We start from the raw sequence: 15085 nt of genomic DNA, 5'->3' as shown, positions 1-15085 counted from the left end.
GGGATCCGTCACGCGGGGGCGCTGTACCCCCGCACGTGGACGCCGTCGAGCAGGGCCGCGGTGGCCTCGGCGACGGCGTCCACCGCCGCGTCGAACACCTCGCGGTTATGCGCGGCCGGCACCCGGAACCCGGACACCTTCCGCACGTACTGCAGGGCGGCGGCCCGGATCTCCTCCTCGGTCGCCTTCTCGGGGATGGCGGGCGGACGCAGGGTCTTGATCGATCGGCACATGTCTCCACTATCCCGCTCAACGGGGCAGTTCGGCCCCGGAAAGCTTCATGATCAATCCGGCTTGGAGGCGGGCCCTCAGCTCGGGGTCGTCGACGGTTTCCAGCAGACCGATGGCCTGCTGGGTCGTCTCGGCGGCCCGCCGGTCGTCGCGCAGCGCCGCGGTCTGGTCGGCCATGTGCCGCAGGGCGAGGTCGGCCCGCCGGTGGAAAAGCTGCCCGATCAGGGCGGTGACCAGGCCGGTCGCGCTGGTGACGATGCCGAGGTACAGCTCGCCGCCGGTCTCGGCCCTGCGGATCGCGAGCCCGATGCCGACGAGCAGGATCGCCGCTCCGGCTCCGGCGAACCGCTGGCTGGTGCCGAAGCTGCTGCGTGCCTGCGTCAGCCCGTAGGCGTAGTACTCCACGAGGATCGGCGTGAAGTCGTCCCGCCGGTCACCGAGTCGCGCGTGCGCCCCCCGGCCGCCACCGACGTCCTCGAACTTCCGCGGCCCGGGCAGGGCCGTCGCCGGCCCGTCGGGGTCGACCGGTCGCGCCAGGTGAGCGAGCAGCCGCGCCCGCTCCTCGTCCCGCTTCCGCTCGAAGCCCCCGCCGAGCGAGCGCTCCGTCATCGCCAGCACCAGCAGGGCCACGACCACCGCCGCGCCCACCGCCCCCCACGCGAGCCACTCGCCCATCCCCCGACGATCCCACGGCCGGCCGCACGGGCCAAGAGGCCCTGATGCGCGCACCCCGGCCCGCGCCTAGACTGGCCCCGAAGGTCACCGAGAGTAGGGAGACTGTCACCATGGCCAAGCGAGGCAACAAGAAGCGAGCCCGCAAGAAGAAGAAGGCCAACCACGGCAAGCGCCCCAACGCCTGACCCGAAAGCCCCCGCCCACCGGACCGGGGGCCTTCACCTACCACGGCAGAGCGCTGACAACCGCCGCCGTCGCTGAGAGCACCGCTCGACGTCCGCGCCGACGTCGACTCCGTGGCTGTCACTCTTCGCCGTTACGCCCCAGAACCAGGCCTACGGCCCGAGGCGTTCGCCAGCCAGGATGCCGTCACTTTCAACCGTCAAAGGCCCCCAACCATGATCGGTTGAGGGCCTTTCGACTGGTGGGCGCGGACGGTTTCGAACCGCCGACATCTGCTTTGTAAGAGCAGCGCTCTACCCCTGAGCTACGCACCCGTGGATGAGTGGACAGCCTACATGGCGCGCGCACCCCCCACGCAAACCCGTTCCCGTGGGAGAGAATGGACCGGGGCATGGCGGACACGTACGGGAGAGGGACTGTGGCGACGGCATCCCGGCGGTGGTTCGGTGGGCGGGACGAGAGTCGGCGGGCGGATGCGCAGGCGGCCAAGGATGCCGCGGCGGCGGCGTTCTACGAGCTGGACACGGCGCAGCGGGATCTGCGGATCTCGATCGAGACCATCGCCGCCGCGGACGGGTCTCCGGCGGCGCGGCAGGCGACCGAGGGGTTCGCGGCCCTCGGGCAGCGGATCGACCAGGTCAGTCACGTCTACATCGAGGCGGTCGACGCGTACGACCTGGACCGGGCCGAGTTGGAGGCCTCGGTGGCCGCGCGGGCGCGGGACGAGCTGACCCGGGCCCGGGACGAACTCCTGCGGGTCAAGGGGGAGCTGGAGCGGTTCGCGCAGGGTCTGCAGCCGCTGCTGGACAAGGCCGAGACGCAGCTGGCCCGGGTCGCGCCGGCGCGGGAGCGGGCGAGGGCCGCGCTGATCGGAGCCAGTGACGCGCTGGATGCCGTACGGGCCGAGGGGATGCGGGCCGATGAGTTGGCGGCGCGGCTGGCGGCGCTCGGGCCGGAGCTGACCAAGCTGAATCAGGGCGCGGCCCAGCACGGAGTGCAGGAGACGGTGCAGCGCGCAGACCGGATCCTGCGGGACGCGGAGGCCGTACGGGCCGAGGCCGCGCGGTTGCCCGAGCGGGCGGCGGAGATCGACCGGCGGCTGGTGAGCCTGCGGACCCGGGCGCAGGCGCTGCGCAACCGGGCGGACCGGGTGGATCCGGTGTTGAGCGAGCTGCGGCGGCGCTTCAGTGCGGCGTGCTGGCAGGACCTCCAGCACGTGCCGGAGGAGGCGGTGCGGGACGTGTCGCGGGCCGAGGAGCGGCTGCGGGAGGCGGGCGCGGCCCGGGACGAGCAGCGCTGGGCGGACGTGGGGGCGCTGATCGAGGCGGTCCGGGGTGCGCTGGACGCGACGGACGAGGCGGTGTCGGCGGCGCAGGACCGGCTGACGCGGCTGGAGGCGGTGGCGCGGGACCCGCAGGCGGAGGTGGACCGGACCCGGTTCGCGATCCGGGACGCGCAGCGGCTGGCGATGGCGGGGCGCAGCGTGCCCGATCCGCGGCACGCGGGACCGCTGGACGATGCGGTGGCCCGGGTGGGCCGGGCGCTGGAGGGGCTGGAGGGGCGGCATCCGGACTACTGGGCGTTCCTCCAGGAGATGGCGGCCGTTCGGGCGTCCGTGAACCGGGTGGTGAGCGCGATCCGGGAAGAGCGCGGCCACGGCTAGCGCGACCCGGCTCCCGCTCCTGCTCCCGTTGCGGGCTCTGCCTGCATCCCGGTGGGGTGCCCGCGGCGGCTCGTCGCCGCCGCCTCGGCCTTCGCGGGGACGCGGGGCTCCCCACGTCGTCGCCATTGCCGTGGTTGTCGTCACGGCCCGGGCGGCGGATGCTGGGGGTACGGGATGGAGCAGAGGAGGTCTCCATGGCTGCCCACACCTTCCGCAGGTCGCGTGCGTCCCGGACACCGGAGCCTGTGCCCCCTGCGCCGTACGCGGCCCATGCGGCGTACGGGTGCACCGAGCCCCATGAGCACTACGCGCCCTACGTGGCCCACGAGCCTTACGTGACGGGTGCGGATCAGGATCCGCACCCGATCGGGCGGCGTGTGCAACGCGCTCTGCATCCCGTCAACGCCCGGCTCGACAGGCACCTGCCGGCGGATCACAAGCTCAACCAGGTGTACCGGGTCGGGGCGGGGCTCACCGGTCTGCTGCTGATGGTGTTCGGGGTCCTGGGCCTCATCGACCGGATCGGGTTCTTCGACACCGGCGGCGACACCGTGCTGGCGCTGAACACCAACGGCGCGCTGAGCGTGCTGTCGCTCTGCATCGGCGGGCTGCTGATCGTCGGGATGGTGGTGGGCGGGACCTTCGCCTCGACGCTGAACATCGTGCTGGGGGTGCTGTTCATCGCGAGCGGGTTCGTGAACCTCGCGCTGCTCGACACGGAGCTGAACTTCCTCGCCTTCAAGATCCAGAACGTGTTGTTCAGCTTCGTGGTCGGCGTCATGTTGATGTGGTTCGGGATGTACGGGCGGGTGGGCAGTGCGCTGCCGCACGACAATCCGTACTGGCGGGCCCGCCACCCCGAGCAGGCGGCCCGGGAGGACCGGGCGCGGGCGGCGCGGGCACGGTTCGCGCGCCCCCACACTCCCTGAGGGGCGGCACACCCCTCGCGTCGTAGCGCTGCGGCGGGGGGCGCGTTTAGCCTGTGCGCATGCCTCGTTACGAATTCCGCTGCCGGACCTGCGACGACACCTTCGAGGTCAGCCGCCCCATGGCCGAGTCCTCCGCCCCCGCCGACTGCCCGGCGGGGCACGCCGACACCGTCAAGCTGCTGTCCGCCGTGGCCGTGGGCGGGTCGAGCGGCGCCCCCGCCGCCGCCCGCCCCATGGGCGGCGGGGGTGGCGGGGGCTGCTGCGGTGGCGGCGGCTGCGGCTGACCCCTGGCGCCCTGCGGACGCCGGCGGACGGGCGCCCCTTCACGGGCGGGCCCACCACCACCCCACCCCGCGCGCTACCGCTTGCGCGAGAGGGTCAGCCCGTCCGAGATGGCCAGCAGGACGGAGTCCATGCGCGGGTCCGCCGCCACGTGGTCGTTGAAGGCGCGCACGCCCGCCGCCGAGCCGGTGGCGGACTCGTCGAGGACCGTGCCGTGGAAGAGGGTGTTGTCCGTGACGATCAGGCCGCCGGGCCGGAGCCTCGGCACGAGCTCCTCCCAGTAGGCGATCTGGCTCTCCTTGTCGGCGTCGACGTAGGCCATGTCGATGTGCGGTTCGGCCGGCATCGCGCGCAGGGTCTCCAGGGCCGGCGCGATCCGCAGCTCGATGCGGTCCGCGACGCCGGCCTCCTCCCAGGCCTCCCGGCCGTACGCCGTCCACTCCTCGGAGACGTCGCAGGCGATGAGGCGGCCGTCCGGGGGCAGCGCCTGGGCCATCGACAGGGCCGAGAAGCCGGTGAAGGTGCCCACCTCGACGATGAGGCGGGCGCCGGTCAGCCGGACGAGGAAGGCCAGCAGCGGCCCCTGCTCCTCCGCGGACTGCATTCCGGCGACGTCCGGGAACGCTGCGTAGGTCCTCGCCACCAGGCCCCGCTGGACGCTGTCCAGCGGGGGGTTGTGGTCGAGCATGTACTGGTACAGCTCATCCGTGATCTTCGTGCTGTTGCCTTTGCTCATGCGTCCAGTCTGCCGAGCCGCCCGGCCTCGCGGGCGAATGCGCGCAAGATCGCCTCGCCGGCCAGGACGCCCGCCTCGGCCAGCGCGGTCACCGTGGGCGCGGTCCAGGCCGCGTCGGCCAGTTCGCCGTGGCCTGGGCGCCAGGCGGCGTCCGCGGCCAGCAGCAGGTCGGCGTCCAGCAGTGAGTCCCCCGCGGCCAGGGTCGTGGTCGCGCCGGTCCGGCGGGCCACCTCGTACATCGCAGCGCTCTTGGTCAGCGGGCGCGGCACGGCGTAGATCTTCCGGCCCTGGAGGGAGACGGTCCAGCCGCGGGCCCCGGCCCACTCGGAGAGGGACTTGAGCCAGGCGTCGGGGACCAGGGCCCGCTCGACGACGAGATACGCGAAGAGGTCCTCCGCCAGCCGTGCCTTGCGCAGCCACGCGGGGTCGGCGGTGGCCAGCAGGTGCTCGTGGACCTCCTCCAGCGGGGCGCACTCCTCGGCGAGGCGCGCGGCGACCTGCCGCCGCCAGTCGCGGTCCGGGACGCCGTCGACGAGGAGCTGACCGCCGTTGGCGCAGATCGCGTACGGGGCGGGGCGGCCGGGGAAGCGGATGCGCTGGTACTGCTTGCGGGTGCGGGTGGTGGTGGGGACGAAGACGACGGACGGGTCCTCGGTGAGTTCCGACAGCAGTGCCGCGGCCGTCTCCGTCATGTAGGACAGCGGCTTGCTCTCGTGCACCTCGACGCACAGCAGCCGCGGGGCCACCGGGTCGGGCATGGTCAGGCCGAGCGCGGCCGCGGAGTAGATGAGCGTGCGGTCGAGGTCGCTGGCTACGAGGACAGTCACTTGGAGGCCACAGCCTTTCCGTCGGCGCCGGTGGCGCCGCGCGTGAATCTGGGGTGGATGAGGCCGACGCAGGTGTACGGCAGGCCGTCGACCTCCTCCACCGGGACCCCGCGCTGCTCGGCGAGCAGCCGTACGTGGTCAAGGTCGGCCCCGGCGCCGCGCTGCGCCAGGATCTTCCACGGCACCCGGCGCAGCAGGACGCGGGTGGTCTCGCCGACTCCGGGCTTGACGAGGTTCACGTCGTGGATGCCGTACTCCTCGCTGATCCGCTCGACCGCTGCCCAGCCCTCCCAGGTGGGGGTGCGGTCGGCGGCGAGGAGTTCCTTGACCTCCTCGCCGACGGCGTCCGCCACGTCGTCGAAGCGGGCGGCGACGGCGTCGACGAATGCCACGGAGACGTCGGCTCCGGCGAGCTCCCGGTAGAACTTCGCGCCGTGGAAGTCGTCGGGTCCGACCAGGTCGGACCTGAGAACCGTACGCGAGATGAGACCGGAGACGGTGGAATTGAGACAGGCGGACGGGATGAGGAAGTCCTCGCGGGTGCCGTACGTGGGCACGCACGAGCCGGGGTCGGCGAGGACGACGATCTCCGGGTCGAAGCCGGGGAACTCCGCGAGGGCTGCCTTCAGCTCGCGGGTGATGGCGCCCTTGCCGGTCCAGCCGTCGACGAAGACGACGTCGGCGGGGTCGTGGTGGGCGGCCAGCCAGCGCAGGGCGTTGGCGTCGATGCCGCGGCCCCGCACGATGGAGACGGCGTAGTGCGGCAGGTCCAGGCCGTGCCGGGCGCTGGCCCAGCGGCGCATCAGGACGCCCACGGGGGTGCCGGCGCGGGCCAGGGAGACCAGGACCGGGGAGGGGGAGCGTTCGGCGAGGACGGTCTCGGTGACCGTGCCGACGGCGCGGGCCACGCGGGCCGCCGAGGCGGTCAGCGCGCTGCGGTACAGCTCCTGGTACTCGGGCGAGGGCTGGTATTCCACGGGCAGCGACTCGGCGTAGTGCGCGCCTCCGGCCTGGATGGCCTCCTCGCGCTCCTCGGTCGGCGCTTCGAGCCGGACGCCGGAGAGGTCCTGGAGCAGCCAGCCGACGTCCTCGGGGGCGTAGGAGGAGAAGGCGGGGCCGCGCAGGGGCTCGGTCATGGTCGGCTCCTGCCGGTGGTCTGGGGTACGGGAGAGCAGGGACGCCAGGGAGGCCATGGGCGGTACGTAGGACGGGACGACCGCCAGGACGACGCGGCCGGTGTGCGGGGCGAGCGCCGCGAGGAGCCCCGTGTGCAGTTCGGGGGTGTCGCCGGCCGAGTCCACGACGGCGACGACGGTGTCGAAGCCGGTGCCGTGCGCCGGGCGGGCGACGTTGTAGGCGTAGCGGTCGCCGGGGCCGTCGGCGGGGGCGTCGTGGGCGGGGAAGACGAGCCGGGTGCGGATGGCGTAGCCGGGGTCGTCGACGGCGAGCACCGGGGAGCGGGTGGTGCTGGAGAAGCGGACCTCGGGGGCCGCGCCCGCCTCCTCCAGCGCCTTGGCCAGGCGCAGCGGGGCGTACATCAGCTCCTCGTTGCCGAGGACGAGGACCCGTCCGGGCTGGGTGCCGAGCGCGGCCGTGAGCTGCGCGGCCAGGGCCGGCAGGGCGGCCTCCAGGCGTCGGCGGTGTGCGGGGGTGAAGCCGTGGCGTCCGCCGTCGGGGAGCCCGTGCGGCCAGTCGAGGTCCACGCGCAGGACCGGCGCCGGCGTCGACACCGTTGGGGGCATCGGCCCGCAGGAGCCGGCTGCTGCGGGCTCGTACTCCTCCACCAGCGCCTGCCCCTTGGCCAGGACTCCGTCGGGGAGGGACACCGTGCCCGAGGCGAGGGCGATCAGGTCGACCCGCGCGCCGAGCTCGGCGGCGAAGGCCGTGAGCCGGTCGCGGTCGGCCGGGGAGCGCATGTCGACGAGGGCGACGACCACGTAGTGGTGGCGCGGGTGGCGGGCGTGCAGGTCGCGGATGGTGTTCAGGACCGTGTTGCCGGTGGAGAACTCGTCGTCGACGAGGACCAGCGGCCCCTCGCCCGCGAGGAGCTCTCGGTCCTCGGGCAGCAGCAGGTGCGAGGTGGCGTGCGAGTGCGCCTCCTCGAAGCCGCCGGCGGCCGCCACGCCCGGCACGGGCCGGCGGGTGGAGTGCAGGTAGGGCGCGTGGCCGAGGCCGTCCGCGACGCAGTGGCCGAGCCCGGTGGCGGTCTCGGCGTAGCCGAGGACGACGGCCGCGGCCGCGGCATCCTCACCGAGCAGCGCACGGACGCGTTCACCGAGCCCGTACCCGGCGGCGTACACCGTGCGCGGGGACTGTGGGACGTGCTTGCCCAGCACCTGCGAGACCAGCAGGTGCGCGCGCTTGGGGTTGCGCCGCAGGGCCAGCCCGAGCAGCTCGTTCAGCCGCGGGCTCAGCCTCGTCCCCGGCCGCGGGCCCGCTTCGCCGTCGTGCAGGGCGACGCCCAGCCGGTCCGCGACCCAGGTACCCGACCACACCTCGTCGATCGTCTTGCCCTTCCTCGTCGTCTGCTTCGGCACGGGCCCGCTCACACCTGGAGTCCGGCCGTGAGCAGGTCGACGAAGCCGACCTGCTCCCTCGCCACACCGAAGACCTCGGCGCGCAGCATGGTGCGCTCGGCCCAGGCCCGGTGCGGCTTCACCTCGTTCATTTTGTTCGTATAAGCGGAACGCATCACTCCACCACCGTCCCGCTCCGGGCGCAGGATGTCCTGGGCGTCGCAGAACTCCTCGTGGGAGACCACCGACAGGGCGTGCACCGGCGGGACGTGGGCCGGGTGGATGCAGGTCTTGCCCAGCAGCCCGTTGGCGCGGTCGAGCTCGATCTCGCGCAGCAGCCCGTCCAGGTCGTGCTCGATCAGCGCGGTGCGCAGCTCCTCGACGCCCTCCTCCAGGAAGGGGCTGCGGCGCAGCTGCGGCTTGAAGAGGCGCTGCTGGCTGCGGAAGTACTCCCAGACCGGACCGGTCACGGTGAAGCCGGTGCCGTCGGCCCTGCTCAGGACGTTGACGACGTCGGCGATGACGCCGGCGACGATCTGCACGTCGTAGGCGGTCATGTCGGGGGTGCGGCGCAGCCCGTAGGCGGAGCAGAAGTCGGTCACGCCCAGGCGCAGCGCCAGGACCCGGTCGCGGTGGCTGTTGACCGTGCGGGAGATGCCGGCGAGGGCTTCGACGCGGGTCTCCAGGTGGAGGAGCTCGGGGGTCTCCAGGACGGGCATGGCATACAGCCGGGACCGGCCGGTCGCGGCCTCCGCGTCGACGACGGCTTCGAGGAAGGGGATGCCGCGCCGCTCGTCGAACTTCGGGAGTACGAATCCGGCCAGGTGCCGCACGGAGCGGCCGAGGCGGCGCGCCAGGTCCGGTATCTGTTCGGGAGTGCGGACGCGGACGAAGAGCAGCGGGAGCTCCGCGCCGTCCGGGGCGTCGTCGTCGAGCGCGGCGAACTGGCGGACGAGGTTCTCCTCGGCTCCGACGACATCGCCGTCGCTGATGGAATCCTCCAGGCAGAGGACCATGGAGACGACTCCGCGGCCGGCCTGTTTGCGGATGTCCGCTGCCAGCGCGGGGCGGGTGGCGGGACTGTAGAGCGTGGCGCCGAGGGCCGCCGCGAGGACGCGCGCGGGCGAGGCGCCGGTGAATTCCGCTGGTTCCTGGTGGAAGAGGTCCTTACGGACCGTGGGCGATATGTGCCCAAAGTGACGCATGTGCTTCCCCCGTACAACCTCGGCGGCCCGACTGGCATGGCCGGTAATAGTACGTACGAACGTGAGTCAAGAGTTCCGCAAGCACATGAAGTTCAGGTAACCCTCTTGCACCATGCCCAGCTATTGCGTTCGGTAACAAGGCCCTACGGGGGGCCGCATTGTCCCGCCGGACCCCGGGAGGGCAGGATGACGTGCATGACGCACGCGATGCAGAAGGGCTCGAACATCCCGGTGGCCCCCGTGGCGGTCCGGGCGGTGCTGCGCTGGACCGGCGGCCCCGACGTGCCGGACGTGGACGCCTCGGCGCTGCTGGTGGGCCCGGACGGCCGGGTGCGTTCGGACGAGGACTTCGTCTTCTACAACCAGCCCCGGCACCCCTCGGGGGCCGTGTGGCGCCTCGGCAAGAAGCAGGTCGGTGACGCGATCACCGACGCCGTCCAGGCGGACCTGCGCACGGTGACCCCGTCCGTGGACCGCATCCTGGTGGTCGCCTCCGCCGAGGACGTCCCCTTCCAGCGGGTCCGCGACCTGCGGATCCTGCTCTACGACGCCACCGCGACCGGGGGCGCCGAGCCGCTGGCCCACTTCGACGTACGGCCCGAGACCGGTGCGGAGACGGCGTTGATCTGCGGGGAGCTCTACCGCCGGGGCGACGGATGGAAGTTCCGGGCGCTCGGCGAGGGCTACTCCGACGGCCTGGTGGGCCTGGCGACCGACCACGGGATCTCGGTCGACGAGAACGCCGCGGAGTCCGAAGCGGGTACGGCGGCCGGTGCGGGTACGGGGGCGGCGGCGGGCGCGTCCGCCGGCCCGGGGGTCCCCTCGGCGGGATCGGCCTCGCAGCCGACGACCGCGATGGCCCCGCCGACGCAGGCCCCGCCGGCCGAGCAGCCCGCCTACGGCTACCCGCAGCCCGTGTCGCCGGCTCCGGTGCCCGGCCCGGGCGGCGACCCGTCCTTCCGGCTGCCGGCGCAGGGCCCGCAGTTCATCAGGCGCTGACCACGCACACGCGGGCGGGCGGGGCCGGCCGTCACCTCTTGGTGGATTTGTAGCCCCGCCCCCACTGCAGGCCCCAGCCGTACAGCCGGTCCAGCTCCGACTGGAACCCGTACACGAACTTCACCTCGCGCTTCACGACGAGCTCGCCCTTGACCTTCTCCAGGGAGACGACGGCGCAGGAGCGGGCCTGCGGGTGCCGCTCGTCCAGCGGGATCTCGATCCGCGGACCCGTGACGGGGTAGAGCGTCACCATGGCGTGCGTCCGGTCGAAGGCCGGTGTCTGGTCGTAGATGTAGACGAAGACCAGCAGCCGCTTGATCTCGTCCGCGTGGTCGAGGTTGATGTACAGGGTCTCCCCCGACCCCGAGCCGAACCGGTCGTCCCCGCTGAGCTTGACGAACGGCGGATCGTTGAGGTCCCCCAGCAGGTTCCCCAGCGGCTGGACGGCGCCGCGGGTGCCGTCGGTCAGCTCGTACAGGCAGCCCATGTCGAGGTCGACATTGACCATGCCCTGCGTGTGCGCCTGCACCATGTCCGGCTTGAACAGCTTGAACGGGTGGCGGAAGAGCTGGCCGCTCTGGCCGGAGCGGCCGCCGATGTCCGAGGTGCGCATGCGCCAGGACAGATTGACGCGGAGGTTGCCGTGGACGGCACCCTGCCGGCTGAGCGACACCGTCGCATGGCGTTTGGTCAGCTCGATCGCGTTCGACGAGGCGCTGCCCGACTGGAACTGCACGGCCCTGCTGCCCATGATGCCGTCGAAGAATCCCATCCCCTGCCCCCTGGTCCCCTGATCCCCTGTACCCGCAAAGCCTACGGAAACGGGGCGGCCCGCCGGGTCCGTCGGAACCCGGTGGACCGCCCCGCTAGTGGAGCGTTCCGCAGTGACGCCGCGGTCATGCGTCGACGGTGGCACCCTCGTGTTCCAGGCGCTTGTTGCGGCGCACGGAGGACCAGAAGGAGGCGGCGATCAGCACCACGCCGATGAGGCCGGTGATGATCTCGCTGATCTCGTGCTGGATGGTGATGAGCAGGATGACCGCGAGCGCGCCGATCGCGTAGTGCGCGCCGTGCTCCAGGTAGACGTAGTCGTCCAGGGTGCCCTGGCGGACCAGGTAGACCGTGAGCGAACGGACGTACATGGCGCCGATGCCGAGGCCGAGCGCCATCCAGAAGATGTGGTTGGTGATGGCGAAGGCGCCGATGACCCCGTCGAAGGAGAACGAGGCGTCGAGGACCTCCAGGTAGAGGAAGAGGAAGAACGCGGCCTTGCCGGCGAGGCCGACGGCGGAGACGGGCTTGCCCGCGGCCTTGGCCTTCTCCTCCTCCTCGTGCTCGCGCTCCTCTTCCTCCTCCAGCTTGTCCTCGAAGTACGAGGACAGACCGCCGACGATGAGGTACGTGATCAGACCGGCGACGCCGGCGAGCAGCACGGTGGCCGACTTGTCCTGGTGGCCCGTGCTGGTGTGGGCGTGGACGGCGAAGGTCATCGCCGAGACCAGCAGCGCGATCAGGGCGATGCAGACCGACAGCATGTCGACCTTGCCCAGCTTGGCGAGCGGGCGCTCCAGCCACGCGAGCCACTTGTGCTCGCGCTCCTCGAAGATGAAGTCGAGGAAGATCATCAGCAGGAACATTCCGCCGAAGGCGGCGATGGCCGGGTGGGCATCGGTGACCAGGGCCTCGTACTGCTCGGGCTGGTCCAGGGCCAGTTCGATGGCCTCGATGGGACCGACCTTGGCACTGATGGCGACGATCGCCACCGGGAAGACCAGCCGCATGCCGAAGACGGCGATCAGGATGCCGATCGTGAGGAAGATCTTCTGCCAGAAGGCATTCATCTTCTTCAGGATTCCGGCATTGACGACCGCGTTGTCGAACGACAGCGAGATTTCGAGGATCGACAGGATCAGCACGACCCCGAACGCCTCCCACCCCCACTGCCACGCGGCAAAGGCAAGGCCGAGCGCCGTGATGGCGAACGACCAGCCGAAGGTTTTCAGAACCACTGGCACCTGGCACCCCATGCGTCTGTGTACGGCTTTACGAAACGTTGACCCCGAAGTCTAGAGCGATGCCCCGCAGGCCCGACGCGTACCCCTGCCCCACCGCCCGGAACTTCCATTCGCCCCCGTACCGGTAGACCTCGCCGAAGATCATCGCAGTCTCGCTGGAGGCGTCCTCGGAGAGGTCGTAGCGGGCCAGTTCCTGACCGTCGGCCTGGTTGACGACGCGGATGAAAGCGTTGCTGACCTGGCCGAAGCTCTGCCGGCGGGCGTCCGCCTCGTGGATGGAGACCGGGAACACGATCTTGTCCACGCCGGCCGGGACCCTGGTGAGGTCGATGATGATCGACTCGTCGTCGCCGTCGCCCTCGCCGGTGAGGTTGTCCCCCGTGTGTTCGACGGAGCCGTCGGGGCTCGTCAGGTTGTTGTAGAAGACGAAGTAGTCGTCCCCCAGCACCCGGCCGCCGCTGCAGAGCAGCGCGCTGGCGTCGAGGTCGAAGTCGGCTCCCGTGGTCGAGCGCGCGTCCCATCCGAGGCCGATCAGAACCCTGGTGAGGTTCGGTGCGGCCTTGGACAGGGAGACATTGCCCCCCTTGGCGAGTGTGACGCCCATGTGTGGTCCTCCCCTGACGACGGTGTGGCGATGTGGCGGTGGAACGTGCAAGCGGTTGGGCCGTGCGGTCGAGCGGGCCGCACGGTCGAGCAGCCGACCAGCCGTGCGGTCACGCTGCCCGGGTGGCCGGGCCGTCGCCGCGAGGCGGGAGCGGTGCTCGTGTCGCGCGGGCGCGGCGCTCGTGTCGTTGCTGGCATGGGGGAAAGCGCGTCCGGCGCCGTACACACAGTGCACGGCGCCGGACGGACGGACTGCTCTCGGACTCAGACGTTGACGCCGAAGTCCTGCGCGATGCCGCGCAGACCGGAGGCGTAGCCCTGGCCGATGGCGCGGAACTTCCACTCCGCACCGTTGCGGTAGAGCTCGCCGAAGACCATGGCGGTCTCGGTCGACGCGTCCTCGGAGAGGTCGTAGCGGGCGAGCTCGGTGTTGTCGGCCTGGTTCACCACGCGGATGTAGGCGTTGCGGACCTGGCCGAAGCTCTGCTGGCGGGTCTCGGCCTCGTAGATCGAGACCGGGAAGACGATCTTGGCGACGTCGGCCGGGACGCCGGCGAGGTTGACCTTGATCGCCTCGTCGTCGCCCTCGCCCTCACCGGTGGTGTTGTCACCGGTGTGCTCGACCGAGCCGTCGGGGCTCTTCAGGTTGTTGAAGAAGACGAAGTTCGCGTCGCTGGCGACCTTGCCCTGGTCGTTGGTCAGGATCGCGCTGGCGTCGAGGTCGAAGTCGACACCGGTGGTGGTGCGAGCGTCCCAGCCCAGACCGACGATGACCGCCGTCAGGTTAGGCGCGGCCTTGGTCAGCGAGACGTTGCCGCCCTTGCTGAGGCTGACTCCCACGGGTCCTCCATTGGGTTCTGTGTGGGGCGGTGCCCCGTCGTGCGGTTGCTGCCTGGATCAACGTTTCGATCCTAGTGACGGGTTCCCGCCGGGTGGCGGTTTTCGCAGGGAACTGCGCGTGCGGTCCGGGCGGACGCGCTCAGAGGCTGTCGAGCGCCTTGATGTACTCGTTCAGGTCACGCGCGTCGGGCAGGCCGTTGACGACAGTCCAGCGCACCACGCCGTCCTTGTCGATGATGAAGGTGCCGCGGACCGCGCAGCCCTTGCCCTCGTCGAAGACGCCGTACGCGCGGGAGGTCTCGCCGTGCGGCCAGAAGTCCGACAGCAGCGGGTACTCCAGGCCCTCCTGCTCCCCGAAGACCCGCAGGGTCGGCACGGAGTCGTTGGAGACGGCGAGGAGCTGGACGTCGTCGTTCTGGAAGCGCGGGAGCTGGTCGCGCAGCTCGCACAGCTCGCCGGTGCACACACCGGTGAAGGCGAACGGGTAGAAGAGCAGCACGACGGCCTTCTCCCCCCGGAAGTCGGAGAGCCGCACGGTGGCGCCGTGGTTGTCCTTGAGCTCGAAGTCCGGGGCCTTCTGGCCGACCTCGATCGCCATCTCTCGCATCCCTTCGTTCCCGCATCCCTGCGTTGGGCTGTTCGGGTGAGTCAAGCCTAGGGGGTGTCGTGCCCCGGGGTCCGTCCCGGCACGCCCGCCGGCCCGTGGAACGCGCACACCCCGCCGACCGGGTCCACCTGGTCAGCGGGGTGTGGAAGCGTGTCGGCCCGGCAGCGGGCGCGGTTCAGCGCTTGGACTTGGCGGCGGTCTTGGGCGTCACCAGCTTGGTGGCGGCCCATTCCTTGCCGACGCTGACGCTCCTGGTCTGCGAGAGACCGGCCGTCTCGGCCGCCTCGCTGATGTCGCTGGCCTCCACGTAGCCGTCACGGCCCGTCTTGGGGGTCAGCAGCAGGATCAGTGCGCCGTCCTCGACCAGCTCGGTGGCATCGACCAGCGCATCCGTCAGATCGCCGTCGTCCTCGCGGAACCACAGCAGCACCGCGTCGGCGACGTCGTCGTAGTCCTCGTCGACGAGTTCGCCGACGAGCTCCTCGACGAGGTCACGGAATTGCTGATCGACGTCATCGTCGTAGCCGATCTCCTGGACCACCTGTTCGGACTGGAAACCCAGCCGGGCGGCCAGGCTCTCCGCGTGGTCCGCGGTCGCGCTCACGGGGTGCCTCCTGCTCATGTTCGGTGAATGTTCTTCGGCGGCGCGCGTACGCGCAGCATTGGGCGTAGTCCACACGGGCGCGGCGGATCGCGCAAGTACCCGGCCGCCGAGACCGTCGAAACGGTGACGATTGCGGCCGTCTCGCCGCAACTTTCAGGGTGCCCGTGTGC

Annotated in this window: 17 protein-coding genes and 1 tRNA gene; 5 read left to right on the top strand and 13 right to left on the bottom strand. The window is 71.4% G+C overall.

What is annotated here, in order from left to right:
- Positions 1-8: 8 nt before the first annotated feature.
- Together IF89_RS0104415 and IF89_RS0104410 are read right to left on the bottom strand one after the other, a co-directional pair.
- Complete coding sequence (locus IF89_RS0104415) at positions 9-233, bottom strand: DUF2277 domain-containing protein (RefSeq protein ID WP_030761356.1); 225 nt, start codon at positions 231-233, stop codon at positions 9-11.
- A 16-nt stretch (positions 234-249) separates the two neighbouring features.
- Entirely contained in the window at positions 250-906 is a 657-nt protein-coding gene (locus IF89_RS0104410) for a TRADD-N-associated membrane domain-containing protein (protein WP_234327651.1), read from the bottom strand.
- Between the two features lie 110 nt (positions 907-1016).
- Here IF89_RS0104410 and IF89_RS49580 point away from each other — a divergent pair, with 110 nt between their 5' ends.
- The gene (locus IF89_RS49580) at positions 1017-1091 is read left to right on the top strand and encodes a 50S ribosomal protein bL37 (RefSeq protein WP_099895366.1); all 75 of its coding nucleotides are present in this window, start codon (positions 1017-1019) and stop codon (positions 1089-1091) included.
- 237 nt (positions 1092-1328) lie between these two features.
- On the opposite strand, the gene IF89_RS0104405 is transcribed toward IF89_RS49580, so the two are convergent.
- Positions 1329-1403 (bottom strand) — tRNA-Val (locus tag IF89_RS0104405).
- A 65-nt stretch (positions 1404-1468) separates the two neighbouring features.
- Between IF89_RS0104405 and IF89_RS0104400 the strand changes: the two genes are divergently transcribed.
- The 3 genes from IF89_RS0104400 to IF89_RS0104390 all read left to right on the top strand — a co-directional run bounded on the left by IF89_RS0104400 (position 1469) and on the right by IF89_RS0104390 (position 3965).
- Positions 1469-2752 (top strand): hypothetical protein, encoded by a 1284-nt coding sequence (locus tag IF89_RS0104400; protein ID WP_030761349.1) that lies wholly within the window; start codon positions 1469-1471, stop codon positions 2750-2752.
- 377 nt (positions 2753-3129) lie between these two features.
- Complete coding sequence (locus IF89_RS37630; RefSeq protein WP_043192922.1) at positions 3130-3681, top strand: DUF4383 domain-containing protein; 552 nt, start codon at positions 3130-3132, stop codon at positions 3679-3681.
- Between the two features lie 59 nt (positions 3682-3740).
- Positions 3741-3965 (top strand): FmdB family zinc ribbon protein, encoded by a 225-nt coding sequence (locus IF89_RS0104390; protein WP_030761344.1) that lies wholly within the window; start codon positions 3741-3743, stop codon positions 3963-3965.
- Positions 3966-4039: 74 nt separating this feature from the next.
- Here the strand turns inward: IF89_RS0104390 and IF89_RS0104385 are convergent, their stop codons facing one another.
- The 4 genes from IF89_RS0104385 to IF89_RS0104370 are packed head-to-tail and all read right to left on the bottom strand — an operon-like array spanning position 4040 to position 9247.
- Complete coding sequence (locus tag IF89_RS0104385) at positions 4040-4699, bottom strand: O-methyltransferase (protein ID WP_030761340.1); 660 nt, start codon at positions 4697-4699, stop codon at positions 4040-4042.
- Positions 4696-5526, bottom strand: a complete 831-nt coding sequence (locus IF89_RS0104380; RefSeq protein ID WP_030761337.1) for a hypothetical protein — start codon at positions 5524-5526, stop codon at positions 4696-4698. Before IF89_RS0104380 ends, IF89_RS0104385 begins: the two co-directional genes overlap by 4 nt.
- Positions 5523-8030 (bottom strand): phosphoribosyltransferase, encoded by a 2508-nt coding sequence (locus tag IF89_RS0104375; protein ID WP_030761334.1) that lies wholly within the window; start codon positions 8028-8030, stop codon positions 5523-5525. The genes IF89_RS0104380 and IF89_RS0104375 overlap by 4 nt, the downstream gene beginning before the upstream one ends.
- 41 nt (positions 8031-8071) lie before the next feature.
- Positions 8072-9247: an HpcH/HpaI aldolase/citrate lyase family protein gene (locus IF89_RS0104370; protein WP_030761331.1), complete on the bottom strand. Its 1176-nt coding sequence runs from the start codon at positions 9245-9247 to the stop codon at positions 8072-8074.
- A gap of 195 nt (positions 9248-9442) precedes the next feature.
- On the opposite strand from IF89_RS0104370, the gene IF89_RS0104365 reads away from it, so the two are divergent.
- The gene (locus IF89_RS0104365) at positions 9443-10246 is read left to right on the top strand and encodes a TerD family protein (RefSeq protein ID WP_030761329.1); all 804 of its coding nucleotides are present in this window, start codon (positions 9443-9445) and stop codon (positions 10244-10246) included.
- 31 nt (positions 10247-10277) lie between these two features.
- Here IF89_RS0104365 and IF89_RS0104360 read toward each other — a convergent pair whose 3' ends face one another.
- The 6 genes from IF89_RS0104360 to IF89_RS0104335 form a co-directional block, all read right to left on the bottom strand.
- Positions 10278-11018, bottom strand: coding sequence for a TerD family protein (locus IF89_RS0104360; RefSeq protein ID WP_030761327.1), 741 nt, complete (start codon positions 11016-11018; stop codon positions 10278-10280).
- Positions 11019-11142: 124 nt separating this feature from the next.
- Positions 11143-12255, bottom strand: coding sequence for a DUF475 domain-containing protein (locus tag IF89_RS0104355; protein ID WP_030761325.1), 1113 nt, complete (start codon positions 12253-12255; stop codon positions 11143-11145).
- A 34-nt stretch (positions 12256-12289) separates the two neighbouring features.
- Positions 12290-12865, bottom strand: a complete 576-nt coding sequence (locus IF89_RS0104350; RefSeq protein WP_030761323.1) for a TerD family protein — start codon at positions 12863-12865, stop codon at positions 12290-12292.
- A 263-nt stretch (positions 12866-13128) separates the two neighbouring features.
- Complete coding sequence (locus IF89_RS0104345; RefSeq protein ID WP_030026013.1) at positions 13129-13704, bottom strand: TerD family protein; 576 nt, start codon at positions 13702-13704, stop codon at positions 13129-13131.
- Positions 13705-13843: 139 nt separating this feature from the next.
- Complete coding sequence (locus IF89_RS0104340) at positions 13844-14302, bottom strand: peroxiredoxin (RefSeq protein ID WP_030761321.1); 459 nt, start codon at positions 14300-14302, stop codon at positions 13844-13846.
- A gap of 184 nt (positions 14303-14486) precedes the next feature.
- Positions 14487-14915, bottom strand: coding sequence for a DUF3052 domain-containing protein (locus tag IF89_RS0104335; RefSeq protein WP_030761320.1), 429 nt, complete (start codon positions 14913-14915; stop codon positions 14487-14489).
- Between the last annotated feature and the right edge of the window lie 170 nt (positions 14916-15085).

It is taken from the genome of Streptomyces sp. NRRL F-2664, from assembly GCF_000719345.1.
Classification (GTDB): Bacteria; Actinomycetota; Actinomycetes; order Streptomycetales; family Streptomycetaceae; genus Streptomyces.
This window is presented reverse-complemented; position numbering and strand designations above follow the sequence as displayed.

Coding starts and splice junctions, on each gene's coding strand:
- IF89_RS0104415 (WP_030761356.1), bottom strand. CDS start 233: ATGTGCCGATCGATCAAGACCCTGCGTCCGCCCGCCATCCCCGAGAAG.
- IF89_RS0104410 (WP_234327651.1), bottom strand. CDS start 906: ATGGGCGAGTGGCTCGCGTGGGGGGCGGTGGGCGCGGCGGTGGTCGTG.
- IF89_RS0104400 (WP_030761349.1), top strand. CDS start 1,469: ATGGACCGGGGCATGGCGGACACGTACGGGAGAGGGACTGTGGCGACG.
- IF89_RS0104390 (WP_030761344.1), top strand. CDS start 3,741: ATGCCTCGTTACGAATTCCGCTGCCGGACCTGCGACGACACCTTCGAG.
- IF89_RS0104385 (WP_030761340.1), bottom strand. CDS start 4,699: ATGAGCAAAGGCAACAGCACGAAGATCACGGATGAGCTGTACCAGTAC.
- IF89_RS0104370 (WP_030761331.1), bottom strand. CDS start 9,247: ATGCGTCACTTTGGGCACATATCGCCCACGGTCCGTAAGGACCTCTTC.
- IF89_RS0104365 (WP_030761329.1), top strand. CDS start 9,443: ATGACGCACGCGATGCAGAAGGGCTCGAACATCCCGGTGGCCCCCGTG.
- IF89_RS0104360 (WP_030761327.1), bottom strand. CDS start 11,018: ATGGGATTCTTCGACGGCATCATGGGCAGCAGGGCCGTGCAGTTCCAG.
- IF89_RS0104350 (WP_030761323.1), bottom strand. CDS start 12,865: ATGGGCGTCACACTCGCCAAGGGGGGCAATGTCTCCCTGTCCAAGGCC.
- IF89_RS0104340 (WP_030761321.1), bottom strand. CDS start 14,302: ATGGCGATCGAGGTCGGCCAGAAGGCCCCGGACTTCGAGCTCAAGGAC.